The following is a 25,793-nucleotide window of genomic DNA, read 5'->3' on the forward strand; positions in this document are numbered from 1 at the left end:
TCTGTCCCGGCTGTCTCGATTTGGAGTTTGCAGCCAAAGATCCTCGCGCGCACCCGGGCCTTCAGAACATGAAGTAGCGCTGGGCCATGGCGAGTTCCTTTGCGGGCTCGCAGGTGAGGAGTTCGCCATTGGCGCGCACCTCGTAGGTTTCCGGGTTCACCTCGACCTCAGGCGTCATGTCGTTGAGGATCATCGATGCCTTGGAGATGCCGCCGCGGGTGTTCTCGACGGCGAGGAACGTCTTCTCGCATCCGAGCTGGTCTTTCAGGCCGGCGTCAAGCGCAGCCTTTGAAACGAAGGTCGCACCTGTCGCGCCGATCGCCTTGCCGAAGGCGCCGAACATCGGACGGTAATGGACCGGCTGGGGAGTCGGAATCGAGGCGTTCGGATCGCCCATGGGCGCTGCCGCGATCATCCCGCCGATCAGCACCATCATCGGCTTGACGCCGAAAAAGGCGGGATCCCAGAGCACGAGATCGGCCCGCTTGCCGACTTCGATCGAGCCGATCTCCTTCGACATGCCCTGAGCAATCGCCGGATTGATCGTGTATTTCGCGACATAACGCCGGGCCCGCAGATTGTCGTTGTCGCCGGTCTCGTCCGGCAGACGGCCGCGCTGGCGTTTCATCTTGTCCGCCGTCTGCCATGTGCGGATGATCACCTCGCCGACGCGCCCCATGGCCTGTGAGTCCGACGCGATGATCGAGAAGGCGCCCATGTCGTGGAGGATGTCCTCCGCCGCGATCGTCTCCTTGCGGATGCGGCTTTCGGCGAATGCGATATCCTCGGGGATCGAGGCGTCGAGGTGGTGGCACACCATGAGCATGTCGAGATGCTCCTCGAGCGTGTTCACCGTGTAGGGCCGCGTCGGATTGGTGGAGGAGGGGAGAACGTTCGGCAGCCCGCAGACCTTGATGATGTCCGGCGCATGACCGCCGCCCGCGCCTTCCGTGTGGAAGGCGTGGATCGTGCGGCCTTTGAAAGCGTCCACCGTGTTCTCGACGAAGCCGGATTCGTTGAGCGTGTCCGTATGGATCAGAACCTGAACGTCGTAGTCGTCGGCGACGGTAAGGCAGCAGTCGATCGCGGCCGGCGTCGTACCCCAGTCCTCGTGCAGTTTCAGCGCGCAGGCGCCGCCTTCGACCATCTCCTCGAGCGCAGTTGGCAGGGACGCGTTGCCCTTGCCGGAAAAGCCGAGATTCATCGGGAAAACATCGGTAGCCTGCAGCATCTTGCCAAGATGCCAGGGACCTGGTGTGCAAGTGGTCGCGAGCGTGCCGTGGGCAGGGCCCGTTCCACCGCCAAGCATTGTGGTGACGCCTGAAAAGAGCGCCTCCTCGATCTGCTGCGGACAGATGAAGTGGATGTGGCTGTCGAAACCGCCGGCCGTGACGATCTTACCTTCCGCCGCGATTGCCTCGGTGCCAGGTCCGATGACGATATCGACATTCGGCTGGGTGTCGGGATTGCCAGCCTTGCCGATCTTGGCGATGCGCCCGTCCTTGAGTCCGATATCGGCCTTGTAGATGCCGGTGTGGTCGAGGATCAACGCGTTGGTTATCACCGTGTCGACAGCGCCGTCGGCCCGCGAATGCTGGGACTGGCCCATACCGTCGCGGATCACCTTGCCGCCGCCGAACTTCACCTCCTCGCCATAGGTGGTGAGGTCCTTTTCCACCTCAATGAAGAGTTCTGTATCGGCAAGCCGCACCCTGTCGCCCGTGGTGGGGCCGAACATTGCGGCATAGGACGAGCGGGCGATCGTAGTGGGCATGGCATGGACCTCGTTGTGAGGAGCGGATCGCTGCCGGTTCCGAGCAATTCTTCAAGATAACAATGCCAGTCGGACAGCAGGATCGGTGAAACGGCGTGAAGGAAGCAGACTCCCTGTGTACGCAGGTTAGCGCCATTCACCGCTGTGACGAAAGAGTACGCGTGATGCGGGCTGCTCAACGGCGAGGCAGTTCGGTTCGAAATGCGCTTGATCAAAGCCCTGCATGGTATCTGTACCGCCGCAAAGGTTTCGACCCGCTTGCGCGCCGAGAGATAGGAGCTATGTTAAGCACCTGACCGGCCTAACAAAATGCGCTGTGTTCCGATGATCCGTCCGCTCGTTCCTGCCGGCGTGAGCCGCTTCATATTCTTACTGACCTTCAGCGCTTTTTCGTTTTCCGCCCTTGCCCAGCCCTATGGTCCGGGTCCGGCCGGCACACTGCCGGGCACGTCGATGGCAGATATCCCGATTGTCGGAGCGCCTGTTCGGAGGCCGGGCATAGCTGGTGCGGAGATCTTCGGCGACACGAATGCCGAGAGGCAATTCGGCAAACCTTATGACGACAGCTATCTGAAGCCGAAGGTCCCGCGACTGGAGGGCGGTAATTCGGCCGCGAAGCGTGCGGTGGAGGGCCGTTCTGATTTGAATAGCGTTTCGGCCGGTATCTTCGCGCGCGAAGGACCAGCCGCGATTGGTCGTAGCAGCGTAACGCGTGGGCAAAGTCGGGGGCGTCCGCAGGTTATACCGCGACCGAACAACCATCCGGCGCGCGGCGGCCGAGCGATCATCCGCCGTTAAGCGTCTTCCTTGCGAAGGGGTTAAGGACATGCCGCGACCTAACGATTGGAAATGGTTGACGCTGCTTGATTCCTGCGTGGCGTTGCGCAAATCTAGCGCTCTGTCTCAACTGATCGTCGGATAATCGTCATGAGCTTTGTGCCCAGTCGCTCGCTTCTCGCTCTGATGCTCGCTGGCTCGCTCGCGGGCATGCCAGCAGCGGCTCAGACGACGACTGGCGGTTCGTCTTCTGGTTCTGGCTCCTCCGTAGGCTCGGGGTCGACCACCGGCTCATTCGACAGCGGGACCTCCTCGGGCTCGGCCGGCTCCGACGGCGACAGTTCACTCGAGAACAGCGGCGCGGCGGGTGGCCTCGACTCGTTGACGGCACCTGACAGCAGTCCCGGTACCAGCTCGCTTTCGGACGGCTCGAGTTCGACGACAGGGTCCTCCAGTTCTGGAATTGAGTCCGAGACATCGCCGAGCGACGCGACGACGCTTCGGGCGACCGAAGGCTCCTCCGCCATCGGCGAAGTCAATGCGGGCGCCTTTGCGCGCTCCGGTGAGGCCGGCACCTCAGGCGCGACCAGTCTCGGTGGGGAAGGGGGCTCGACGGCCTCGTCCATTAGCAGCGGCGAGTCCTATACGCCCGGCGCCGGTTCGGCAGCGGACTATCGTATTCCATCGCCGCCCGTTGGCATCGATCTCGGATCGATCCGCGCGGGCCTGCGCAATGCGCCGAGCGCGACGCCTAAGGCGAACGGCGATTAAGCGATCATGCGCCGAAGGACGGCGATCGTGATCCTTTTGTGACCGACGCGGTCCTGCCTTTCGCAGCTGCGAAATATGCTGTATAGGCGCACTTAAACGACAATCGAGCGGCATCCGGCCGGGGCGAAATTCTCGCCGTCCGGCCTTTTTGCTCGCTGATACCTTCTTCGATCCTGATCCGGTGACATCATGAAGCTTCGCAATATCGCGATCATCGCGCACGTCGACCACGGCAAGACGACCCTAGTCGACAAGCTCCTCGCCCAGTCGGGCACCTTCCGCGAAAACCAGCGCACGGAAGAGCGCGCGATGGACTCCAATGATCTGGAGCGCGAGCGCGGCATCACGATCCTCGCCAAGGCGACCTCGGTCGAATGGAAGGACACCCGGATCAACATCGTTGACACGCCCGGCCACGCCGATTTCGGCGGCGAGGTGGAGCGTATCCTCAACATGGTGGACGGCGCGGTGATCCTCGTCGATGCCGCCGAAGGCCCGATGCCTCAGACGAAGTTCGTTCTCGGCAAGGCGTTGAAAGTGGGCCTAAAGCCGATCGTCGCGATCAACAAGATTGACCGCTCTGACGAGCGTCACAAGGAAGTTCTCGACGAGATCTTCGACCTCTTCGTCGCCCTCGACGCGGCTGAAGAGCAGCTCGATTTCCCGGTCCTTTATGGTTCGGGTCGCGCCGGCTGGCTGGCTTCGGAGCCTGACGGTCCGCAGGACCAGGGCCTGACGCCGCTTTTCGATCTCATTCTCGATCATGTGCCGGAGCCGGATACGGCGAGCCGCAACGAGCCGTTCCGCATGATCGGAACGATCCTTGAGGCGAACCCGTTTCTTGGCCGTCTGATCACGGGCCGCATCCAGTCCGGCACGATCAAGCCGAACCAGTCGGTGAAGGTGCTGTCGCGCGACGGCAAGCAGATTGAGGCTGGTCGCATTTCAAAGATCCTCGCCTTCCGCGGCCTCGACCGCGTCCCGCTGGAATCGGCGCAGTCCGGCGACATCGTCGCGATCGCGGGGCTCTCGAAGGGCACCGTCGCCGATACCTTCTGCGATCCGTCGGTGACAGAGCCCTTGGAGGCGCAACCGATCGATCCGCCCACGGTGACCATGAGCTTCATCGTCAACGACTCTCCTCTGGCTGGCACCGAGGGCGACAAGGTGACGAGCCGCGTCATCCGCGACCGCCTGCTGAAGGAAGCCGAAGGCAATGTCGCGCTGGAGATCGCCGAAGCTCCGGACAAGGACTCGTTCTACGTTTCGGGCCGTGGTGAGCTGCAGCTCGCCGTGCTTATCGAAACGATGCGCCGCGAGGGCTTCGAGCTCGGTATTTCGCGCCCGCGTGTCGTCATGAAGGAGGGCGAGAACGGCCAGATGCTGGAGCCGGTCGAGGAGGTCGTCATCGACGTCGACGAGGAGCATTCCGGTGTCGTCGTCCAAAAGATGAGCGAGCGCAAGGCCGAGATGATCGAGCTTCGCCCCTCGGGCGGCGATCGCCAGCGACTGGTCTTCCACGCCCCGACGCGCGGCCTCATCGGCTATCAGTCGGAGCTTCTGACGGATACGCGCGGCACGGCGATCATGAACCGCCTGTTCCACTCATACCAGCCGTACAAAGGGGAGCTGGCGGGCCGGAACAACGGCGTCCTGATCTCCTCGGAAGACGGTGAGAGCGTCGCCTATGCGATGTTCAACCTCGAAGATCGCGGTCCGATGGTGATCGATGCGGGCGTGAAGGTCTACGCCGGCATGATCATCGGCATCCACACCCGCGAGAACGATCTCGAAGTGAACGTTCTGAAGGGCAAGAAGCTGACCAACATGCGTGCATCTGGCAAGGATGAGGCCGTGAAGCTGACCCCGCCGATCCGCATGACTCTCGACCGGGCGCTCTCCTGGATCGAGGACGACGAACTGGTCGAGGTGACGCCGAAGAATATCCGGCTGCGCAAGCTCTATCTCGACACTCACGAGCGCAAGCGCTTCGAGAAGGCTAAAAAAGCGGCCTGATTTGATTGACACGAGGTGACCGGTGGCGAGAGCTGCCGGTCATTTATGCCGATGTTACACGTGAAACATCGGCTCTCGGGCAGAGCGAAGAACCACAGGTTTTTGGAAATTCTGAGGCTCGACACCAGCACAGATTTCAGACAGCGGAAGCTCGATCCCGGCGCCCGCAATGGCGAGGTTTAGGAGTTCGCAGTCGATCCCGGCATCGGGTCGACGGATCTGGCCAGGATAGGTTTCCACCGCACCGTCAGCGGAGAACGGGCTGCACGGCTTGTCACGCAAACGATTGCGCAGTTCCCCGATGATGTTGATGACGATGGCATCGTGCCGGTTCGAAGCTCCAGTCATCATCTTCAGCGGAAAGCCATCGACGAGTTCGTAGCGCTCCTCCTGATCTTGCTGCCAGGCGAAGAACTGCTCTTTCGTCCAAGGATCATGTTCGCGAAGACGGCTCATCGGGCTCTCGACCTGCGACGCTCCATTGTGACAGCCGCATGCAGCGATTATAGAGACCAAAACGCTGAAATTGAAGCTGACGGAACACTCGGGAAATCCTGAGGAATATGCCATGACCAACCCGCACGCCAATCGAGGTTTTCCGGACAGCGCCGATGTTGTCGTCATCGGCGGCGGTCATGCCGGATGCGAAGCGGCAAGCGCCTCGGCGCGATTTGGAGCCACGACGGTCCTCGTTACCCATCGCTTCGATACGATTGGCGCGATGAGCTGCAATCCGGCGATCGGCGGCATCGGCAAGGGCCATCTCGTGCGAGAGATCGATGCGCTCGGCGGGCTGATGGGTGAGGTGGCGGATGCCGCCGGCATACAGTTTCGCATGCTGAACCGATCCAAGGGCCCAGCGGTGCACGGCCCGCGCACCCAGGCCGACCGCAAGCTCTATGGCGAAGCCATGCAGGCAAAGATCGCCGCACATGCGAACCTGTCGGTCGTCGAAGGCGATGTCTTCGACCTCGATTTGACACCGGAAGGCGAGGTTCAGGGCGTGATCTTCGCAGACGGGCGGCGGCTCGCCTGTGGCGCGGTGGTGCTTACGACGGGGACCTTCCTCTCCGGCCTCATCCATATCGGTACGCAGCGAATTCCGGCGGGTCGGATGGGTGAGGACCCCTCCGTCGGCCTTTCGGGAACGCTGAAGCGCCTCGGTCTTTCGCTTGGGCGGCTGAAGACTGGCACGCCGGCCCGGCTAGACGGTCGCACTATTGATTGGGCATCCATCGAAAGCCAGGCGGCGGACGACGAGCCGGTGCCGTTCTCCTATCTGACCGACCGGATCACGAACCGCCAGATCGAGTGCGGTGTGACCCGCACGACGCCCGATACCCATCGGATCATTCGGGATAATATCCGCAAGTCAGCGCTCTATTCCGGGCAGATCGAGGGGGTTGGCCCGCGCTATTGCCCGTCGATCGAGGACAAGATTGTCAAGTTCGGCGATCGCGACGGCCATCAGGTGTTTCTGGAGCCGGAAGGTCTCGACGATCACACGGTCTATCCGAACGGTCTCTCGACATCGATGCCGGAAGATGTGCAACTCGAATTCCTACGGTCGATCCCCGGGCTTGAGAATGTCGAGATTCTGAGGGCGGGCTATGCGATTGAATATGATCATATCGACCCACGTGAACTCGATCGGCATCTCGCCGTTCGAAAGGCGAGGGGGCTTTACCTCGCGGGCCAGATCAACGGTACGACGGGCTATGAGGAAGCAGCCGCACAGGGCTTATTAGCCGGCTTGAATGCAGCCTGCTTAGCCGGCAAAGCGGCGCCCGTCGCCGTTGGCCGGGCCGATGCTTATCTTGGCGTGATGGTGGACGATCTGACCCGGACCGGCGTCACTGAACCCTATCGCATGTTCACCTCCCGGGCCGAGTTCCGCCTGTCGCTACGCGCCGACAACGCGGACCGCCGCCTGACGCCGCTCGCCGTCGAACTAGGGATCGCGGGTGCTGAGCGGACCGAGCGCTTCCTGAAAAGCGAGGAAGGTCTTGCCAAAGGCCGCGCTTTGCTTGAAGAGCGAACCTTGACGCCGAACGAGGCTGCCAAGCATGGGCTATCGCTAAACAAGGATGGCCGGCGGCGTTCGGCCTGGCAACTTCTCTCTCAGGCGGGGATCGATCTCGGTCGGCTGTCGGCGATCTGGCCGGAACTTGGCAAGATCGCCGGGAAGACGCGCGAGCGGACCGAAATCGAGGCCGCCTACGACGTCTATTTGGATCGCCAGAGGAAGGACCAGGACCGTCTTCGCCGTGACGAGAACCGCGTAATTCCGACGGAGCTCGATCTGAAAAGCCTGCCCGGTCTCTCGAACGAACTCCGCCAAAAGCTCGCGAGCCGGCGCCCGCAGACACTTGCCGAGGCCGAGCGGATAGACGGCATGACGCCGGCGGCGCTCGCGCTCATCCTCGTTGCGATCCGGCGCAACGAAGTGAAACATGCGGCCTGATCGCTCGCGCCGAAACAGCGAGAGCCGGACGCCGTCCAGCCGCAGTCAGCTATCTGCGCTGTCCGAGACACGTCCGCCGAAATCGCTGGGTATTGAGCCCGCAGAACTCGCGCGTCTTCAAGCGGAAGACCGTGAGCGCTTTACAGCCCGCTTCGATGTTTCACGTGAAACACTGACGGCGCTCGATCGCTATGTCGCGATGCTCACCGACTGGCAGACGCGGATGAACCTCGTCGCGCCCTCGACGCTCGCGACGGTCTGGGAACGGCATATCGCAGACTCCCTGCAGCTCGAAGCGTTTCTGCCGCCGTTTGAGACTGGCGCCGATCTTGGTTCCGGCGGCGGTTTGCCTGGGATCGTTATCGCGATCATGCGTCCGGAAGCGAAGGTGCACCTGGTCGAGAGCGTCGGCAAGAAGGCGACCTTTCTGCGCGCGGTGGCGGACGAGCTCGGCCTCAATACTCATGTGCACGCCCGGCGGATCGAGGCGTCGGGGCATGCTCTGAGGCAGTCCGAAGTGGTGACGGCCCGCGCTGTTGCGTCTCTGGACAGGCTCCTTGGGCTCGTCTCGCCGCATATTTCGGCCGAGACTCGCTGCTTTTTCGCAAAGGGAGCAAGCCATGAAGTGGAGATTGCGGCGGCGCGGGAGCGGTGGTCGTTCGAATTGAAGACGCACGGTTCGCAATTGGTGGAGGGCTCGGTGATCCTCGAACTGAGCGCGGTTCGACCGCTCTGACCGGGATTCACGGCCGAAATGAAGGGCTCACCGAGGCGTTGAGCGGTGGATGATGCGTGGCTTGGGATTCCGTTGCCGTAGGATGCTGGCTATGGTCTTCGATCAAGACCGGTAAAACGAAGCGTGGCATGGCATCGATGAGTCCGATGCTGTAAAGCCGCGTTGCGAATAAGATCGAGGCTGCCGCGCCTATTAGAACAGCTTGCGGCGAGGATATGAAGCCTCTGGTTAGACCGATGAGGACGATGAAAACGCCATGCGCGTCATCACGATAGCCAATCAGAAGGGCGGGGTAGGAAAGACCACAACCGCCATCAATCTGGCCACGGCTCTCGCTGCGGTCGGCAAGCGCGTGCTGCTCGTCGATCTCGATCCGCAGGGCAATGCCTCGACGGGGCTTGGGATCGAGAAGGACGACCGGGAGGTCTCGTCCTACGACCTGCTCACCGAGCGGGCTTCGGTCGAGGAGGCTGCGATCCCGACGGCGGTGCCGGAACTCTCCCTCATTCCATCGACACTTGATCTGCTCGGTCTCGAAATGGAGATCTCGAGTGCCGATCGCCGGGCCTACCGGTTGCGTGATGCGCTGCGTGAGCACGAAAAGCGGGAGGCTCGGTTCGACTTCGTGCTGATGGACTGCCCGCCGTCGCTGAATCTTTTGACGATCAACGCAATGGCCGCAGCCGATTCGGTGCTCGTGCCGTTGCAATGCGAGTTCTTCGCCCTGGAGGGCCTCAGCCAACTGCTTCAGACAGTCGAAGAGGTGCGCGACAGCCTGAACCCCGAACTCGACCTGCACGGCATCGTGCTGACCATGTTCGACGGGCGCAACAACCTTGCGGCACAGGTCGTGCGGGATGTGCGGGCCTACATGGGCGAGAGCGTCTACCAGACGGTGATCCCGCGCAATGTGCGCGTTTCAGAAGCGCCGTCTTTCGGCAAGCCGGCGATCCTCTACGACATGAAATGCCCCGGCAGCCAGGCCTATATCGCGCTCGCATCCGAAGTCATTCAGCGAGAGAAAAGGCTTGCGGCGGCATGACGAAGAGACCTGAGCAGGCAGCCCGCAAAGACGACGGAACGACAGGGATGAGCGAAGATCGATCACGCCAGCGGTTGGGGCGGGGCCTCGCGGCCCTCATCGGCGGCGGGGAGACCCATGGCGGCTTCCAGCCGAGGCAGCGCGATCGTGAGGAAGCTGTGCGGCCCGATCGGCAGGTACCGCTCGAAGCGGTCCTCGCCAATCCGAACAATCCGCGCCGCACTTTCAGCGAAGCGGACATCGCCGATCTCGCACAGTCGGTGAAAAAGCACGGCATTGTGCAGCCGTTGCTCGTACGGCCCAATCCCGACAGGCCCGAGACCTTCGAAATTGTCGCCGGTGAGCGACGCTTCCGGGCGGCAAAGGCTGCTGGTCTTGAAAAGATTCCTGTCGTCGTGCGTGACATCGACGATCGCCAGTCCATCGAGATCGCGCTGATCGAGAACGTCCAACGCACCGACCTCAATGCCATCGAGGAGGCGCTCGCATACGAACGCCTGATCGACGAGCACGGCTACACCCAGGCCGACCTTGCCGAGGCGCTGGCTAAGAGCCGTAGCCATGTGGCGAACATGCTGCGGCTGTTGAACCTGCCCGACGTCGTGCGCAAGATGGTGGTCGACGGCGACCTCTCCGCCGGCGCGGCGCGAACGCTGATCGGCTCGGACGATCCGGAAACGGTCGCGCGGCTGATCGTCAAGGACGGACTAAGCGTGCGTGAGGCAGAGGAACTTGCTCGTTCCACAGGCGCCGCAAATTCGGGCGAGGGGGTGAACGATCTTGGTGAGGGATCGGGAACTTCGGCCGCGAGGAAGCGGACGCCATCCGCGGAGATGGCGGAGATCGAGCAACGGCTCGCCGATCATCTGGCGATGAACGTCGCTCTCAAGGGCAAGCCCTCGAAGGGCAGCCTGAAGATCGATTACAGGTCGGCCGAAGAACTGAGTCACATTCTGCAGCGTCTGGGGCTGGCAGGATAGGGGACGACTGGGACGCAGCCGGAGCTATCGTCGGTGTGTCTGACCGCAGCCAAGAAGTCGTCTTACCTCGGACCTGTTTGACGTGAGCGCTGGCTCATTAGGCGTCTTTCGGGCTGATCGACTTTGAATCCGATCATGCGCAGTCGAGGTGCTTCTCAAGCGCGGTCAGCACCCGGTCGGGTGCTTCGAGTTGCGGCAGATGACCGGCTTCGGGAAGCACCTCGAAAACGGCCTGCGGCATCGCCTCGTGTAGCGCGCGGCCCCGGTCGATCGGAATCCAGGGATCCTGTTCGCCCCATAGGATCGCGACTGGGCATCGGACCTCGCCAAAATGCGGCTCTGCCTCGGCGGTGTAGCGCTCGTCGGCTTGCGCGAACTGACGATAGAAGCTCACTTGGCCGGCCTCGGAAAGCCAAGGCGCGACCAGCGCCTCGACATCGTCCTCGCTGATTGCAGTCGCGATGGCGCTCCTCACATAGGCCCGGACGATGGCCTCATGAATATGCGGCGGCAGACCGGTGAAGGCTTTGATATGGCGTTTCACGTGCTCGAAAAAGGCCGAGCCCCAAGGGCGCATGGCGACGACATTCATCAGGACGTATCCGGCATAGTCGCGCCCGCCGAGGAGATGGGCACGCAGGGTGACGGCGCCGCCGAAGTCATGGGCGACGACCAGCGGGCTCGCAAGGCCCCAGTGATCGAGCATTTCGCCGAAGATCTCGCCCTGGACAGCGATCGATGACGGCCGCGCGTCGCTCATCTGGGACTGCCCTTAATCCGGCATGTCGTACCAGTGGACCCGGTAGCGCTCCGCGAGCGCCGGAATGATCCGATGCCAGCTAACGGAGGACCATGGCCAGCCATGTGCGAGTATGAGGTCCTGTCCGGATCCCGCGCGACCCCAGGCGACGGTGCCGGCCGAGGTGGCGGTGGTTTCGGTGAGCGAATGCGCCGCCATCGACCGGTTTCCGGTTTCGCAATCAGCCTATTCGAAGCAGCGGATTTCGGCTTCCGCCTGAGCTCGCCGGAGATTGCCGACCGATTCCTTGGCTTGGGCGCTCGACTTGAAGAGAACGCCTTTCTCGCCCGTCACCTGTCCCATGGAGAGAAAGGTCGAGGCGTCGACATAGTCCCGGTAGGAGATCAGCGAGGCGACGACGTCGAACGAGCATGAGCACTGTTCCAGCGCCGTACGGGTCTGACCGTTTGTCGCCATGCAACCGAAGACGTAATCGGCAGAAACGATCGTCGGATAGTCCGCAGTCGAGGCGCTCGGCGTCTGGCCCGGCAGGACTGGGCTCGCCGAACCGCCGGAACCGACGACAGGCGAGCGCGGGGCGGGCATGGTGCCGGATTGGGAAAGCGTTCCCGGCTGGCCGGCCTCGCCCGTGGTGGCGCCTGGCTGCATCGTATGTCCGCCGATGTCCGTCGCAGCTTGCCCTTCGCTCTGAGTGCCGGGCTGCGAGGTCGGCGCGGTACTTTGCGCGTATCCCGTAACTGGAAGCGCGAGAATCATCGCGGAGGCGCCTAGGGCTGCGAGCGCGAAACGGGCGGTCGAAAGCGTGTTCGTTTGGGTCATTCGTTCACATCCTTATCGGTCGCCTTGCCGGCGATGAAATTACCGAAGGCACGCGGTCCGCTTCCCACCTCGATGGTTGCAGTCACTTCGAGCGTTTCGGTATCGACCTTGGCAAGGGTATTATCGAACCAGTTGGCGACGTAGACGAAGCGGCCGTCCGCGCTTGCCTCGATGCCTTCCGGATATTCCCCGACGACGATCTCGTCGACCGGTTCGAATGTGGCGGCGTCGAAGACGGAGAGCGTCCCGCCGTACTGATCAGTGACGAAGACGCGTCCGTTCGCTTCTGCCGCGGCATATGGGTGGGATCCGACGGACACGGTCGCCAATGTCTTGTGCGAGGCCATGTCGAGGACGGTGACGTCGTTGCTGCCGACATTGACGGCGTAGACACGGCTCTGATCAGGAGAGATCGTCACGCCGAAGGGTCGCTCGCCGACCGTGACACGGGCATCGGCCTCGCCTGTCGTGGTGTCGATGAAGGAGACTTGGTTGGAGTCCCGGTCGGCCGTTACGACGGTTCCGCCATCAGCCGAGATCGCGACGCCCGAAGGCGACTCTCCGGTCTCGAATTTCTGTGTGACCTCTCGGGTCTGCGGATCGACTACGAGCAGCGAATGGGAGAACCAGTCGGCAACGTAAATGGGGCTCCCAGAGGGATGGACTGCGATGCCGAGCGGTCCGCCGCCGACATCGATCTCGGGCAGGGTATTGCCGGTCTTGAGATCGATCACGCCGATCGCCTTTGCCTCGGGACGCGAGACATAGGCGTAGCGATCAGTCACGGCGATACCGGCAGGCTTGCCCGACATTTCGATCAAGCCGGTCACGTCCATCGTCTCGAGATCAACGATCGAAACGGTCTCGCCGTCCTGGTTGGTCACGAAGGCGCGTTCCGCTGCGAATGCAGGGCCGGCCGCCGTCAGCACGGCCGCGAGCGTGAGAGATCCCAGCGCTCGCGCCGCGGTGTCGTATGCGATCACGACCCGGCTTCGACGGCCTGCTTCAGGCCTTCGAGACCTTCGGTAATGTAAGCGCCAATGCCTTCTACGGCTGCCTCGTCGTTGAGCTCGGCCGGCGGATCGTTATTGGGATAGCCGCGGTAGAAAGCAGCGCTCCAGGTGACTTCCGAGGTGCCCTCGCTTTCACCCGCCTCGACCATGACGTTGGACGAGTAGTTCGTCGCCGGGATTACCTCGATATTCGTCTGGCCGATAAAGGTCCCGAAACGCATCCGGTCGGCGTCGAAGCGCGACAGCTCCTCCTCCATGGTCTCGCCCGAGCTGTAGGTGATCGTGCGTATGGAACCCTTGTTGTTGCCGTCGCTCGCCTCGACCGATTCGACGCGCGGGTGCCATGACATGTCGGCGAAATCACCTAGAACTGCCCAGACCTGTTCTGGCGCGGCGTTGATCTCGATGCTTTCGCTCGTCTTCTGCCGTGTAGGGCCATGGGCGAAGGCAAGCGACGGAATGACCACGCAAGCGGCCGCAATACTCAACAAACGTCTGGACACAAAATCCTCCTCTTTGGAACGGCGGCGCCCGACCGGACTCTCTCCCATGGCCGGGGCGCCTGTGCTGCGGCGGACAATATCGACAAACAGGCGGCGAAGAAAAGGCGAGGTGTGCGATCCTCACGGGATCGGGAAGATATCCGCCGAGGGCGGGCGTCTTGACGCGGCTGACCGGCGATAAACCTACCTCTCCTCCGATTTGTCGTCGGACTGCCTTTGAAAGGTCCACCGATGCGTCTTCGTCGATCCATCCATCTCACTGTCTTCGCCCTCTTTGTTGCTGGCGCCTCTCCGTCGATCGCGCAGGATCAGGCGAGCGATGCGGTCCAGCCCGAACGGGGCGGTTCCACAGCAAAGGTGGTCGAAGAGGTACGGGGTGCCGTTCGAGCGGCGCGGCATATGGTGGCGTCGGCCCATCCGCTCGCTGCCGAGGCGGGTCTCGCGATGCTGCGCGCCGGCGGCAACGCCATCGATGCGATGGTCGCGACCCAGTTCGTGCTTGGCCTCGTTGAACCGCAATCCTCCGGTGTCGGGGGCGGTGCGTTTCTGGTCTATTTCGACGGCGAAGCGGAGCGGCTGACGACGTTCGACGGCCGCGAGACAGCGCCGGCTTTGGCGACGCCCAGACTCTTCCTCGACGATGACGGAAAGCCGCTCGAATTCTTCGATGCTGTGGTGGGCGGCCGCTCTGTCGGGACGCCCGGCACGGTGATGCTGATGGCCGAAACCCACGAGCGCTACGGGAAGCTGCCGTGGCGGACCGTGCTCCAGCCGGCGATCGCGGTGGCTCTCGAAGGCTTTCCGGTCTCGCCGCGCCTCGCCGATGCGATCGCAGAGGACAAAGAACGGCTGTCGCGCTATCCAGGTACCCGTGGTTACTTCTTTCATGCCGACGGAAGGCCTTTAGCGGCCGGCGAGACACTGACCAACGTTCCCTATGCGGCGACACTGCAGGTGATTGCCGAGGAGGGGCCGAGCGCCTTCTATCGCGGGCCGCTCGCCGACAAGATTGTGGAAGCAGTACGGGATGCCGAGGGCAATCCGGGTGTTCTTTCCCGCGTCGATCTGGAAAACTACCGCGTGGTCGAACGAGAGCCTGTCTGCGTCACCTATCGGGCGCACGATGTCTGCGGCATGGGCCCCCCATCCTCCGGCGCGCTCACCATCGGGCAGATCCTGAAGATGGTCGAGCCGTTCGATCTCGCCGGCCTCGGCTTCATGAATGTCGAGAGCTGGCGGCTGATCGGCGAAGCCTCGCGCCTCGCCTTCGCGGACAGGGGCCGATACATGGCCGATACCGATCATGTTGCGGTCCCGGTCGATGGCCTGATCGACGAGGATTATCTCGCCGACCGCTCTGCGCTGATTGCCGAGGAACGGGTTCTCGCGGCTGGGGAGGTCCAGCCCGGCACACCGCCGTGGGATCATGCGAAAATACTGGGGGACGATAAGTCCATAGAGCTGCCGTCGACCAGCCATGTCTCGATCGCCGACGAAACCGGTAATGTCGTTTCATTAACGACGACGATCGAAAATGGCTTCGGCTCGCGGCTGATGGTGGGAGGGTTCCTCCTCAACAACGAACTGACCGACTTTTCCTTCGAAACGCACGAGAATGGCCTGCCGATCGCCAATGCGGTCGCGCCGGGCAAGCGGCCGCGCTCCTCGATGGCGCCAACTATCGTCTTGAAGGACGGTGAACCCCTTTATGTGCTTGGTTCGCCGGGCGGCAGTCGCATCATCGGCTATGTGGCGCAAGCGTTGATCAGCCTGATCGACTGGGAACTCGATCCCCAGGAAGCAGCGAGCCTGCCTCATCTCGTCAATCGGTTCGGTGAATACGATGTCGAGGAGGAAACGGCTGCGGCCGATCTTGCCGCTTCGCTGGTCGGCATTGGCTACCAGGTGAACGTGCGCGATCTCAATTCCGGACTGCACATCCTTGAAATGACCCTCGACGGGCTGCTTGGCGGCGCCGATCCGCGCCGCGAAGGCGTTGCCGTCGGAGACTGACAACCGCTCGCCTCAGGCTTCGTTCGCGGCCCTGAACTTCGTACGGGAACGGCTCGGCGTGCCGTCGGAGCCCGGCTCGCATAGATTGTCGGCGAAGGTCTTCAGCATTTCCAGGAAGCTTGCCTGTCGCTCGGCGTCGAAACCGTGAAGGGCTGTATTCAGGACGCTTTGGGTACGCTTCTCGATATCCTCGCGCAGAATGCGCGAGTGACGCGTCAGGTATAACTTGCGAAGCCGGCGGTCTCGCTGCTCCGTGCGCCGCTCGACGAAACCGAGGTCGACAAGACGATCGATCTGACGCGAAATCGTCATCGGATCCATTTCCAGTTGGGCTCCGATCTCGGACTGGGCTATCCCTTCCTGCACATAAAGCCGCCCCATGATGCGAATCTGCGGCCAAGTGATCTTCATGTCGCGGTGTGCGTGTTCGAAAGCCTCGCGCAGGAGCCGCGCGGCGTCGAAGAGGCCCAGAGCGATCTGTTGGTTGACCAGAAGAGTCATCGTGCCGCCATGCCGCTCATTCCGATAGGAAATGCTTTAGCGAGACCAACTTCCACTACGTCGCATGGGTCAATTTTGACCGGAGTTTCCGATGGACGGTCGTCGACCCCTGCATCAAGTGAACTCTCTCGCGACACGGTGAACGATCGAATGTCGGCGCGCAAGGGTTTCGATGTCGCGTGAATAGCCGCCGCCGATGACGCAGGCGACCGGGATCTGGCGGTCGCGAAGGAAGCCGATCACCCGCCGGTCGCGTTCGGCAAGGCCTTCATCGCTGAGAGAGAGGCGGCCGAGGCGGTCATCCGTGTGAGGATCGACGCCTGCGTTGAAGAAGGCGAAATCGGGTTTCGCCTGCTCGAAGGCTTGATCGAGAGCAGGTATCAGAGCTTCGAGATAGGCCGTGTCACCGGTGCGGTCGGGTAGCGAAAGGTCGAGGTCGGAATTGGCTTTGACCGCCGGATAATTCTTTTCGCCGTGGACGGAGAAAGTGAAGACGCGGCTGTCGCCTTCAAAGATCCGGGCTGTGCCGTCGCCCTGATGGACGTCGCAGTCGACGATAAGAATTCGATCGACGTCGCCGTCGGCGAGCAGCACCTTCGCGGCGACGGCGACGTCGTTGAAAACTGAAAATCCGGCACCACCAGTGGCGCTCGCATGGTGGCTCCCACCCGCCGTATTACAGGCAAGGCCCTCGCCGAGGGCAAGCCGGGCCGTCAGCACCGTTCCGCCGGTCGCCGTTCGCGAACGCAGCGCAACGGCTGGATCGACCACGAAACCGATTGCCTTCTCCGTCGCGGGCGGCACGTTGGCGCCAAGGACCTGATCGACATATCGGGCATCGTGCGCAAGCTGTAGCCAGCCGGGAAGGGCGGGAGCCGGAACGTAGAAACCGTTCGGGCCGTCGAGGCCGTCTTCCTTAAGAATTTTTGCAAGACGTGAAAACTTCGACATTGGAAAACGATGGGCTTCGTCGAAGCGGGCGTCGAATGCGGGATGATGAACGATCGGCAGGCACATTCCGCCGCATATGGGATCAGGCGTCGGCAACGGGAGTATTCGGGGATGCGACAACGCCGGATTGCGGCGAGACGCCACGCGGAAAGCCCTGTGTTATGAGCGTGAGATGCGCTCAAAGAGCGGCAGAGCGCGGTAGGGACTATCGATGAGCGAAGCCGGGATCGAGGATGTACGCGGGGCGGAGCCGGGACGCCGGAAACGCCCGTTCGACGTGACCAACCGCATGATCTGGGCGATCACCATCCCGATGACCTTCGCCTTCCTGACGACACCGCTGATCGGACTGACCGATGTCGCGGTTGTCGGACGCGTCGGCGACGCAGTGGCGCTGGGTGGCCTGACGGTAGGAGCGCTCATTTTCGACTTCGCCTTCGCCACCTGCAATTTCATCCGCTCGGGAACAACTGGCCTCACGGCTCAGGCTCTAGGCGCGGAAGATGGCCGGGAAGGGCAGGCCGTGTTCTGGCGCGCGGCGATCCTCGCCTTCGGCATCGGTCTGTTTCTCATCTTTGCCGAACCGCTGATCGTCTGGCTGGGGCTTCTCGCCGTATCGCCGGGAGAGGGCGTTGCCGAGACTGTGCGCGAATATGTCTTCGTCCGAATGTTTTCGGCGCCCTTTGCGCTGCTGAACTACGCCATCCTCGGCTATGTACTTGGTCTCGGGCGGGGCAATCTGGGGCTGGCGCTGCAGATCGTCGTCAATGGCGTGAACATCGTGCTGTCGATCCTGTTCGGCCTCGTCCTCGGCTGGGGCATCTTCGGGGTGGCGCTCGGCACCGTGTGCGGCGAGGCGGCGGGCGCTCTGGTCGGCTTGATCGTCGTCCTGCGCGGCTTCGACCCGAACGAGAAGCCCTCAAGGCGGCGTATTATGGATCGGACTGGTTTCACGCGCATGATTGCAGTCAACCGGGACATCATGATCCGCTCGTTCTGCCTCCTGTCTGCGTTCACCCTGTTCGCCCGTTTCGGGGCGGGCTTCGGTGCCGTGACCCTGGCGGCGAACGGCATTTTGATGAACTTTTTCATGGTCGGCGGTTATTTTCTCGACGGCATGGCGACGGCCTCGGAACAACTGGCTGGCCGCTCGATTGGCGCCAATTGGCAACCGGCCTTCGAGCGGGCTCTGAGGCTCACGATCTTGTGGGGTTTTCTGCTTGCCGGCGTTCTCTCGGCGATCTTTCTCATCGGCGGCGAAGCGCTGATCGCTTTCCTGGCAACCGATTCAGAAGTTCGGGCAGAGGCGGGAGCGTACCTCGTCTTCGCCGCGCTGACGCCGCTGGCTGGGTCGCTCGCTTTCATCATGGACGGCATCTTCATCGGCGCGACCTGGTCGCGGACGATGCGCAACATGATGATCGCCTCGCTGGCAGTGTTCATCATCTGCGCCAACGCCCTGGTACCGGTGTTCGGCAATACCGGATTGTGGATCGCCATGCTGGTTTTTCTCGGCGCACGAGGTTTTTTGCTGCTCGCCTTCACGCCTTATAATCGCGACCGCGCCTTTGCCAGCGTTTGAGGTGACGAAAGGCTGTGGCTCTGCCGCAAGGCGTCGCACGGCGGAACGATCCGACGTGCTCACGCTTGTGAACGAAGACGTTATTCGACTGCACTCTCAGGGAGACATCGCAATGGAAACGCACGACCGGATTACGATCGAGAAGGCCGAAGGCCCCGTCAACATCACATTCAACGGTGCGGTCCTGGCAAGCACGAAGGATGCGCTGATCCTGCGGGAAAAGGGTTACGACCCGGTCTACTATTTTCCGAAGGATCACGTCGCCATGGCTTTCCTGAAAGAAAGCGAGACGAAGACGAGTTGTCCCCATAAGGGCGATGCGCGCTACTGGAACATCTCCGCTGAAGGTCAGGCGGCCATGGACGCCGTCTGGGCCTATGACGAGCCTCACGCCGGCGTAAAGGAAATCGCGGGTAGGGTGGCCTTCGACCGTTCGAAGGTCACCATCGACGACGGCGCCTGATATCACTCCTGCTGCCGACCGGTTAGTTTTGCTGCGTCGGTCGGTCGCTGTGGCCGAGATCGCGCGTCGGATCGAGACGGTCGCGCACACGCTGCTTCAGCACCTTGGCCTCCGGAAAGCCGCCGTCCGCCTTGCGCTCCCAGATCGTCTCGCCGTCGTACATGATCTCGAAGCGGCCGCCGGTAGCCGGCCGTAGCGTGACGCTTTGGAGATCGGTGCCGAACGTCGAGAGCAACTCCTGCGCCATCCAGGCAGCGCGCAGCAGCCACTGGCACTGGGTGCAGTAGAAGATTTCTATTGTTGGCCGCTTCGGGTGGTCATCGGGCATCAACAGCGTATCTCCCCACTAGCTTTGTAAACCTCTCTGCGTCCACGCCTACGCAGGTATCGGTGGCACAATGCAAATGCCCAATACGCCAGAAGCGCTGTAAGAAGCGCAAGAAAGCGGTTGAATGACGAAATCCAAGACAGCCGAGAAAGGTGCGAGCGACCAAAATCAGGTCGAAAACGACTCGCTTCAGGCCGGTGATGAGGAGCAATGCGCGGACGGGACCGGCCGAGAAAAACAAGACGAAGCGGAGGAAGACAACGGCGAACCGGTGCGCGAAACCCGGCGCACGGCCTTTGGGCGCGCACGCCTGCGGCTTCGGAAACTCTATCACGGTCAGAGTCCTGCGGCCGTACGCTTCCAGGCAGTCATCCTCTGTGTCGACCTTGCGATCATCGCCCTCTTCGTGGTTTCACCGATCATCCGCGGGACGGAATATTTCCTTCCCATCGACTATGCGGTCGCGGTGATCCTTGCCGCCGATCTCGGCGCACGTGCCGTCGCGACGCGCAATCTGAAGCGCTGGGCGCGCCAGCCCTTCGTTCTGCTCGATGTCCTGATTCTCATCACGCTCGTCTTTCCCGAGACCTTCATCAATTTCGGGTTCTTGCGGATCGTCCGCCTTTGGTCTCTCTCACGCAGTGGCATGCTCTGGCGGCCCTTGCGGCGCTCGAGCTATTCCGAATACGAGCTCGCGCTGAAAGCGATCGTCAACCTCGTCACCTTTCTATTTCTGGCGACCGGATTCATCTACACCTTCTTCTTTCGCCAGACGTCCGGCCTCGAGGGCTATCTCGACGCGCTTTACTTCACCGTGGCTTCGGTGACGACGACCGGCTACGGCGACATCACGCTGGATGGTCCAGGCGGCAAGCTGACCTCGATCATCATTATGATCATCGGGATCTCGCTGTTCTTCAACCTCGCCCAAGCCGTCTTCAAGCCTCCCAAGGTGCAGCATCAGTGTCCTAATTGCGGGCTGCAGCGGCACGATCCGGATGCGGTGCACTGCAAGGCCTGCGGCGAACAGCTCAACATTCCGAACCCGGAAGGCTGACCCGCGAAGCGACTCTTGAAATTGTTCTTATTGCAATCCTACAATTATGTTTGTAGCATTGCACTATGAGACTGAAACACGTCGTCGAACAGCTCGCTGCACTTGCCCACGCCGACAGGCTCGCGGCCTACCGCCTGCTTGTTCAGGCCGGTCCGAACGGCATGCCGTCGGGCGAAATCGCCGAGAACCTCGCGGTTCAACCAACACGGATGAGCTTTCACCTCTCCACTCTGGAGCGGGCCAATCTTCTCCGGTCATGGCGGGACGGGCGGCGGATTCGCTACGCTGCGAGTTTTGATGAAATGCGCCGACTGCTGGGTTTCCTGTCGGAGGATTGCTGCGGTGGCCGCCTGGAAATCTGCGGCCATCTCGCCGAGTCTCTGGAAGCTGCCTCGTCCTGCGACGAACGAGAGGCCCCGGCGCAATGAGGAACGTTCTTTTTCTTTGCACGCACAATTCGGCACGTTCGGTGCTGGCTGAGGCCGTCATGAACGCCGAATGCGAGGATCGCTTCGACGCGTTTTCGGCAGGGAGTAGCCCGAGCGGCGCGGTTCACCCGCTGGCGCTCGAGACGCTGAGAGAGGCCGGCTATTCGACGACCGGGCTGCAACCGAAGTCGTGGGTTACGTTCGCCGAGCGCGATGCCCCCGACATGCATTTCGTGATCACCGTCTGCGACAACGCAGCTGGCGAGAGCTGTCCCGTCTGGCCAGGCACACCGGCGCGAGGCCATTGGGGGATCGCCGATCCCTCGCGCGTCGAGGGGACCGAGGAGGAGCAGCGGGCGGCCTTCCGCGCCGCACTCTCCCATATCGAGGCGCGCATTCTCGCCTTCCGGTCCCTGCCCGTGGAGAACATGACAAAGAGCGCCCTCAAACACGCGATGGAAACGATCGGCACGATGGAGGGCGCGAGCCCGATTGCCGCAAATCCCGACTGGGATTGATCGGAAGAGGATGGCTGGACTGGCATGAGCGACACGCCGACATTCGATCTGCCACGCCGGCTGACCGCCGAGGCGCTCGGCACCGGCGTCCTCGTTGCGGCCGTCGTCGGCTCGGGCATCATGGGCGAGCGTCTGACCGATGATGTCGCGCTCGCGCTGCTCGCCAACACGATCGCCACCGGGGCGATCCTCATCGTGCTCATCACAGTCTTCGGGCCGATCTCAGGCGCTCACTTCAACCCGGCGGTGACACTTGCGATGCGGCTTCGCGGCGCGATCGCCGGGCGCGCGGCGCTCGCCTATGTGACCGTACAGATCGCCGGCGGTATCGCAGGTGCAGTCGCGGCGCACGTGATGTTCGAGCTGCCACCGCTGATGCTGTCGGGCCATGTGCGCACAGGGCTTTCCCAATGGTGGGCTGAGATCGTGGCGAGTTTCGGCCTCGTCGGCTTCATCCTCGGCGGGCTGCGCTTTGCGCCGCATGCGATCCCGTGGCTTGTTGGGCTTTTCATCACCGCCGCCTACTGGTTCACGGCCTCGACGAGCTTCGCCAATCCGGCCGTCGCGATTGCGCGGGCCTTCACCGACACCTTCTCCGGCATCCGCCCGCTCGACGTGCCGGGCTTCATCCTCGCCCAGTGCGTAGGCGCGGTGCTCGCCGTCATCCTCTTCGAATGGCTCCTCAATCCCGGCCAGAAGCTGACCATTCGGTTCTCGATGGCAGCGGATGAGCGGGACTGAGAGTGTCAGCCACAAGCTGGAAAGCGCAGACTCATGACTGTCACGATCTACCACAACCCGAAATGCGGCACCTCCCGCAACGTCCTCGCGATGATCCGCGAGGCCGGCGAGGAACCGGAGGTGATCGAATATCTCAAGACCCCGCCGAGCCGGGAACGCCTCGTCGAACTCATCGGCGAGATGAACATGACGCCCCGCGCGCTTTTGCGCCGGAAGGGCACGCCCTATGACGAGCTCGGCCTCGACGACGAGAGCCTCACCGACGATCAGCTGATCGACGCGATGATGGCGCATCCGATCCTCATCAACCGGCCGATCGTGGTTTCGGAGCGGGGCACGAAGCTGTGCCGGCCGTCCGAGACGGTGCTGGAGCTTCTCCCGGAAGGCGCAGTCCAGAGTTTCACCAAGGAGGACGGTGAAATCGTTGTCGCAAGTGGAGCCAAGGCGTGAAGTTCGACAATATCGCGCTCGCCGACCTGCCGAATATCGATCCCGCCCAGCTGACACCGATCGATCCTGCGCTTTACGCCTCTGCGGATGATCCAAGGCATCCGCCGCGCATCCTTCTGCTGCACGGTTCGACGCGCGAGCGCTCCTATTCGCGGCTCCTGAAGGAAGAGGCGGGACGCCTGCTCGCCTGGTATGGCTGCGAGGTCAGGAGCTTCGATCCCGCTGGCTTGCCGCTGCCCGACGACGCGCCGACCGATCACCCGAAGGTCGCCGAACTGCGCGAGCTCGCCCAGTGGGCCGAGGGCATGGGCTGGTTCAGCCCGGAGCGCCACGGCGCGATGAGCGGTATCATGAAGGCGCAAATCGACTGGATCCCGCTTTCATTGGGCGCCGTGCGGCCGACCCAGGGCAAGACGCTCGCCGTCTTCCAGGTCTGCGGCGGTTCGCAAAGCTTCAACGCGGTCAACCAGATGCGCATTCTCGGGCGCTGGATGCGGATGGTGACGATCCCCAACCAGTCCTCGGTTGCCAAAGCCTTCAACGAGTTCGACGAGGCCGGTCGCATGCTGCCCTCTGCCTACTACCAACGGGTCGTCGACGTCTGCGAGGAACTCGTGAAATTCACCTATCTAACCCGAGGCCGCTCGTCGGCCCTGACGGATCGGTATTCCGAGCGCGTGGAAAGTGCTGCGGAGCTGTCGAAGCGGGTGAACCAGAAGAGAATCTGAGGTGGATGAGGCGCAGTGGGCGATTGAGGAACGAAGAAAGCCGGACCCTTTCGGGCCCGGCTTTCGTATGCGTCGCAAACAGTCGACTAATTACGTCGAAGCCTTGCTCAGACGTAGGCCGAACGATCCTTGTTGGTCTCCAACAGGGCCGAGCGTAGCTTTTCGAGGGCGCGCGTTTCGATCTGACGGACGCGTTCCTTGGAGATGCCGAGCTTCGTGCCGAGAGCTTCGAGGGTTGCCCCGTCGTCCTGCAGTCGGCGCTCACGGATGATCTTCAGTTCGCGCTCGGAGAGAACGTCGAGCGCGCTGGTCAACCAGGTGACGCGGCGCTCGTCGTCGATCGAGACCGAAACCGTCTCGTCCGGGAGGGGATCGTCTGCCACGAGGAAGTCTTGGCGGTCGGCGCTGCCTGACTCATCATCGAGAAGCGGGGCGTTGAGCGACGAGTCAGGGCCAGAGAGCCGCGAATCCATCAAAGCAACGTCGCTCTCCGAAACCTTCAGTGCGCCGGCGATCTCGCGATACATGGCGTTGCCGCTGATCGGCTCGGCACCCTGGCTGAGGCGGGCGCGCAGACGGCGAAGATTGAAGAAGAGCGCTTTCTGGGCCGAGGAGGTACCGCCGCGGACGATCGACCAGTTGCGCAGGATATAGTCCTGAATAGAGGCGCGGATCCACCAAGTGGCATAGGTGGAGAAGCGGACTTCGCGCTCGGGCTCGAAGCGGGCGGCCGCCTCCAAGAGACCCACATGGCCCTCTTGGATGAGGTCGTTCATGGCGAGACCGAAATGGCGAAACTTCGAAGCCATCGAGATGACGAGGCGCATATGCGCGGAGGTGATCTTGTGTAGGGCTTCCTGGTCCCGGTTTTCTTTCCACCGGACGGCGAGTTCGTATTCCTCCTCGCGCTCGAGATAGGGGGCCGCCATGGCGGCGCGGATCATCGTGCGACGAGCGGACTGAGACTTCATGTATCCCTCCGGTAAGACGTTCCAGGCTTCTTCGGCCAATGCGCTGCGCCGTTCACGCAACGCTCCGGTGATGGCGTAATGCGGCCAACCTAAGAAACGTTCCCAAAGGTGGAAACTTTTTTACGAGATGTAGAGAGGTTTGTGTATCGGACAAGGAGACCGGCGGAATACGTCGCGCATGTCCGAATTCACGACAGATTTCGGCTCGTCGCGAACAGGCGGAGAACCGAACTTTCATCGTCGCCGTCGCCGCGCAACGCCCGTTCAGAGCCGTTGGTGCGCGGTCGATCCGGGCGGACAATGCCGGAAACCTTAACACCAATCAACCCCGCCGGCACAGGAACGGCAGTGCGGAGTCGCCGCGTCAACGGAGTCAGCCCCGTCGATGGGACGATCGGGAAGCCCGATAAGCAGTTGGACTTGCGGCGGTTTTCACGTTCGGTTCGAGGTGCGCAATCGGCACGAAAAAAGCCGGCCCCGGTGATGGGCCGGCTCGATCATTTCGCCGCGATCAGGCATTGCGGCCGTTCGATGCGCGCCAATATCAGGCAGCTTCATCCTTTTCAGCTTCGTCGTTGTCGGCTGCCGTTTCGTCGCCGGCCTCGTCGTCACTGTCGTCCGCATCGGCTTTCGGTCCGCGCTTGGGACCCTTATTGAGGTTTTCCTCGATCAGCCGGACGGCCTCGGTCTCCGAGACCTCGTTCACTGCGGCGAGTTCACGGGCCATCCGGCCGAGAGCGGCTTCATAAAGCTGACGCTCGGAATAGCTTTGCTCTGGCTGGGTGTCGGCGCGGTAGAGGTCGCGAACGACCTCCGCGATCTGGATCAGATCGCCGGAATTGATTTTGGCGTCGTATTCCTGGGCTCGCCGGCTCCACATAGTCTTCTTCACGCGGGCGCGGCCCTGAACGACCTTGAGGGCGCGATCCACGAAATCGGTCTCCGAAAGCTTGCGCATGCCGACCGACTTGGCCTTGGCCACCGGTACCTTGAGGCGCATCTTGTCCTTTTCGAAATCGACGACGAAGAGTTCGAGCTTCATCCCCGCGACTTCCTGTTCTTCGATCGCGACGATCTTGCCGACACCATGTGCCGGATAAACGATGCTCTCGCCGGTCTTGAAGCCCTTGCTCGCGGACGCCTTCTTGGGGCTACTCATACGCTTTCAAACTCCTTCTTGTGTCGGGCCGCTACAGCCGCTAGACACGTCACGGCGAACATGCCGCCGGTTTGATTCAAATCCGCCCTCATGGCGGATCGACTATGGTTGTGCTGGACGAAGCATGCCACACACCGACGATGGCTCTTGAATGGAGCTCAAATCGCCGTTGTTTTTTTAGATGGTGATGCCGGCGCCCCTTTCGCGCACGATGCGGTGCAAAACAAAAGTGCCCGCTCGTTGAGATA

At 62.2% G+C, this 25,793-nt stretch carries 28 protein-coding genes; 16 read left to right on the forward strand and 12 right to left on the reverse strand.

What is annotated here, in order from left to right; translation table 11 throughout:
• Positions 1-61 precede the first annotated feature (61 nt).
• Positions 62-1,774, reverse strand: a complete 1,713-nt coding sequence (gene ureC / locus FP2506_RS14045) for an urease subunit alpha (protein WP_007068197.1) — start codon at positions 1,772-1,774, stop codon at positions 62-64.
• Between the two features lie 324 nt (positions 1,775-2,098).
• Here ureC and FP2506_RS14050 point away from each other — a divergent pair, with 324 nt between their 5' ends.
• From FP2506_RS14050 to typA, 3 genes are all read left to right on the forward strand, one after another.
• Positions 2,099-2,572, forward strand: coding sequence for a hypothetical protein (locus FP2506_RS14050; protein ID WP_058371597.1), 474 nt, complete (start codon positions 2,099-2,101; stop codon positions 2,570-2,572).
• Positions 2,573-2,701: 129 nt separating this feature from the next.
• Complete coding sequence (locus FP2506_RS14055; protein WP_050765082.1) at positions 2,702-3,322, forward strand: hypothetical protein; 621 nt, start codon at positions 2,702-2,704, stop codon at positions 3,320-3,322.
• Positions 3,323-3,511: 189 nt separating this feature from the next.
• Positions 3,512-5,338, forward strand: a complete 1,827-nt coding sequence (gene typA, locus FP2506_RS14060) for a translational GTPase TypA (RefSeq protein WP_007068199.1) — start codon at positions 3,512-3,514, stop codon at positions 5,336-5,338.
• 54 nt (positions 5,339-5,392) lie between these two features.
• On the opposite strand, the gene FP2506_RS14065 is transcribed toward typA, so the two are convergent.
• Positions 5,393-5,794 carry a Uma2 family endonuclease gene (locus FP2506_RS14065; RefSeq protein WP_007068200.1) on the reverse strand — a complete coding sequence of 134 codons (402 nt, stop codon included), beginning with the start codon at positions 5,792-5,794 and terminating at the stop codon, positions 5,393-5,395.
• Positions 5,795-5,906: 112 nt separating this feature from the next.
• On the opposite strand from FP2506_RS14065, the gene mnmG reads away from it, so the two are divergent.
• The 4 genes from mnmG (at position 5,907) to FP2506_RS14085 (ending at position 10,560) form a co-directional block, all read left to right on the forward strand.
• Positions 5,907-7,802, forward strand: a complete 1,896-nt coding sequence (mnmG, locus tag FP2506_RS14070) for a tRNA uridine-5-carboxymethylaminomethyl(34) synthesis enzyme MnmG (RefSeq protein ID WP_007068201.1) — start codon at positions 5,907-5,909, stop codon at positions 7,800-7,802.
• Positions 7,792-8,538, forward strand: a complete 747-nt coding sequence (gene rsmG, locus FP2506_RS14075) for a 16S rRNA (guanine(527)-N(7))-methyltransferase RsmG (RefSeq protein ID WP_007068202.1) — start codon at positions 7,792-7,794, stop codon at positions 8,536-8,538. The genes mnmG and rsmG overlap by 11 nt, the downstream gene beginning before the upstream one ends.
• Positions 8,539-8,794: 256 nt before the next feature.
• Positions 8,795-9,580, forward strand: a complete 786-nt coding sequence (locus FP2506_RS14080; RefSeq protein WP_007068203.1) for a ParA family protein — start codon at positions 8,795-8,797, stop codon at positions 9,578-9,580.
• Entirely contained in the window at positions 9,577-10,560 is a 984-nt protein-coding gene (locus FP2506_RS14085) for a ParB/RepB/Spo0J family partition protein (RefSeq protein WP_007068204.1), read from the forward strand. Before FP2506_RS14080 ends, FP2506_RS14085 begins: the two co-directional genes overlap by 4 nt.
• A gap of 133 nt (positions 10,561-10,693) precedes the next feature.
• Here the strand turns inward: FP2506_RS14085 and FP2506_RS14090 are convergent, their stop codons facing one another.
• From FP2506_RS14090 to FP2506_RS14105, 5 genes are all read right to left on the reverse strand, one after another.
• Complete coding sequence (locus FP2506_RS14090) at positions 10,694-11,320, reverse strand: alpha/beta fold hydrolase (RefSeq protein WP_007068205.1); 627 nt, start codon at positions 11,318-11,320, stop codon at positions 10,694-10,696.
• Between the two features lie 12 nt (positions 11,321-11,332).
• Positions 11,333-11,518, reverse strand: coding sequence for an alpha/beta fold hydrolase (locus FP2506_RS19240; RefSeq protein ID WP_007068206.1), 186 nt, complete (start codon positions 11,516-11,518; stop codon positions 11,333-11,335).
• A 27-nt stretch (positions 11,519-11,545) separates the two neighbouring features.
• Positions 11,546-11,905, reverse strand: a complete 360-nt coding sequence (locus tag FP2506_RS14095) for a hypothetical protein (RefSeq protein ID WP_040489974.1) — start codon at positions 11,903-11,905, stop codon at positions 11,546-11,548.
• Between the two features lie 230 nt (positions 11,906-12,135).
• A complete protein-coding gene (locus FP2506_RS14100; RefSeq protein ID WP_007068208.1) occupies positions 12,136-13,122 on the reverse strand; it encodes a cytochrome D1 domain-containing protein in 987 nt (328 codons plus the stop codon).
• Positions 13,119-13,655, reverse strand: a complete 537-nt coding sequence (locus FP2506_RS14105; protein ID WP_040489977.1) for an SRPBCC family protein — start codon at positions 13,653-13,655, stop codon at positions 13,119-13,121. Before FP2506_RS14105 ends, FP2506_RS14100 begins: the two co-directional genes overlap by 4 nt.
• Positions 13,656-13,886: 231 nt before the next feature.
• On the opposite strand from FP2506_RS14105, the gene ggt reads away from it, so the two are divergent.
• Entirely contained in the window at positions 13,887-15,668 is a 1,782-nt protein-coding gene (ggt, locus tag FP2506_RS14110; protein ID WP_007068210.1) for a gamma-glutamyltransferase, read from the forward strand.
• 12 nt (positions 15,669-15,680) lie between these two features.
• On the opposite strand, the gene FP2506_RS18105 is transcribed toward ggt, so the two are convergent.
• Both FP2506_RS18105 and FP2506_RS14120 read right to left on the reverse strand, forming a co-directional pair.
• Entirely contained in the window at positions 15,681-16,169 is a 489-nt protein-coding gene (locus FP2506_RS18105; RefSeq protein ID WP_007068211.1) for a MarR family winged helix-turn-helix transcriptional regulator, read from the reverse strand.
• Positions 16,170-16,283: 114 nt separating this feature from the next.
• Positions 16,284-17,186: a histone deacetylase family protein gene (locus tag FP2506_RS14120; protein WP_007068212.1), complete on the reverse strand. Its 903-nt coding sequence runs from the start codon at positions 17,184-17,186 to the stop codon at positions 16,284-16,286.
• Between the two features lie 145 nt (positions 17,187-17,331).
• Between FP2506_RS14120 and FP2506_RS14125 the strand changes: the two genes are divergently transcribed.
• Positions 17,332-18,702 (forward strand): MATE family efflux transporter, encoded by a 1,371-nt coding sequence (locus FP2506_RS14125; protein WP_007068213.1) that lies wholly within the window; start codon positions 17,332-17,334, stop codon positions 18,700-18,702.
• Positions 18,703-18,814: 112 nt separating this feature from the next.
• Positions 18,815-19,165, forward strand: a complete 351-nt coding sequence (locus FP2506_RS14130; protein WP_007068214.1) for a DUF427 domain-containing protein — start codon at positions 18,815-18,817, stop codon at positions 19,163-19,165.
• A gap of 22 nt (positions 19,166-19,187) precedes the next feature.
• On the opposite strand, the gene FP2506_RS14135 is transcribed toward FP2506_RS14130, so the two are convergent.
• Positions 19,188-19,493: an Rdx family protein gene (locus tag FP2506_RS14135; protein WP_040489157.1), complete on the reverse strand. Its 306-nt coding sequence runs from the start codon at positions 19,491-19,493 to the stop codon at positions 19,188-19,190.
• Positions 19,494-19,617: 124 nt separating this feature from the next.
• On the opposite strand from FP2506_RS14135, the gene FP2506_RS14140 reads away from it, so the two are divergent.
• From FP2506_RS14140 to arsH, 6 genes are all read left to right on the forward strand, one after another.
• Positions 19,618-20,550 carry an ion channel gene (locus tag FP2506_RS14140; RefSeq protein ID WP_007068216.1) on the forward strand — a complete coding sequence of 311 codons (933 nt, stop codon included), beginning with the start codon at positions 19,618-19,620 and terminating at the stop codon, positions 20,548-20,550.
• 65 nt (positions 20,551-20,615) lie between these two features.
• A complete protein-coding gene (locus FP2506_RS14145) occupies positions 20,616-20,978 on the forward strand; it encodes an ArsR/SmtB family transcription factor (RefSeq protein WP_007068217.1) in 363 nt (120 codons plus the stop codon).
• The gene (locus FP2506_RS14150) at positions 20,975-21,496 is read left to right on the forward strand and encodes an arsenate reductase ArsC (protein ID WP_007068218.1); all 522 of its coding nucleotides are present in this window, start codon (positions 20,975-20,977) and stop codon (positions 21,494-21,496) included. The genes FP2506_RS14145 and FP2506_RS14150 overlap by 4 nt, the downstream gene beginning before the upstream one ends.
• A gap of 24 nt (positions 21,497-21,520) precedes the next feature.
• The gene (locus tag FP2506_RS14155; RefSeq protein ID WP_007068219.1) at positions 21,521-22,237 is read left to right on the forward strand and encodes an aquaporin; all 717 of its coding nucleotides are present in this window, start codon (positions 21,521-21,523) and stop codon (positions 22,235-22,237) included.
• 33 nt (positions 22,238-22,270) lie between these two features.
• The gene (gene arsC, locus FP2506_RS14160; protein WP_007068220.1) at positions 22,271-22,687 is read left to right on the forward strand and encodes an arsenate reductase (glutaredoxin); all 417 of its coding nucleotides are present in this window, start codon (positions 22,271-22,273) and stop codon (positions 22,685-22,687) included.
• Positions 22,684-23,415 carry an arsenical resistance protein ArsH gene (arsH, locus tag FP2506_RS14165; RefSeq protein ID WP_007068221.1) on the forward strand — a complete coding sequence of 244 codons (732 nt, stop codon included), beginning with the start codon at positions 22,684-22,686 and terminating at the stop codon, positions 23,413-23,415. Before arsC ends, arsH begins: the two co-directional genes overlap by 4 nt.
• Before the next feature lie 107 nt (positions 23,416-23,522).
• Here the strand turns inward: arsH and FP2506_RS14170 are convergent, their stop codons facing one another.
• On the reverse strand, positions 23,523-24,386 hold the full coding sequence (locus FP2506_RS14170) for an RNA polymerase factor sigma-32 (RefSeq protein WP_040489158.1): 864 nt from the start codon (positions 24,384-24,386) through the stop codon (positions 23,523-23,525).
• A gap of 544 nt (positions 24,387-24,930) precedes the next feature.
• Positions 24,931-25,545: a CarD family transcriptional regulator gene (locus FP2506_RS14175; protein WP_007068224.1), complete on the reverse strand. Its 615-nt coding sequence runs from the start codon at positions 25,543-25,545 to the stop codon at positions 24,931-24,933.
• Positions 25,546-25,793 lie beyond the last annotated feature (248 nt).

This window comes from Fulvimarina pelagi HTCC2506, assembly GCF_000153705.1.
GTDB classification, from domain to species: Bacteria; Pseudomonadota; Alphaproteobacteria; order Rhizobiales; family Rhizobiaceae; genus Fulvimarina; species Fulvimarina pelagi.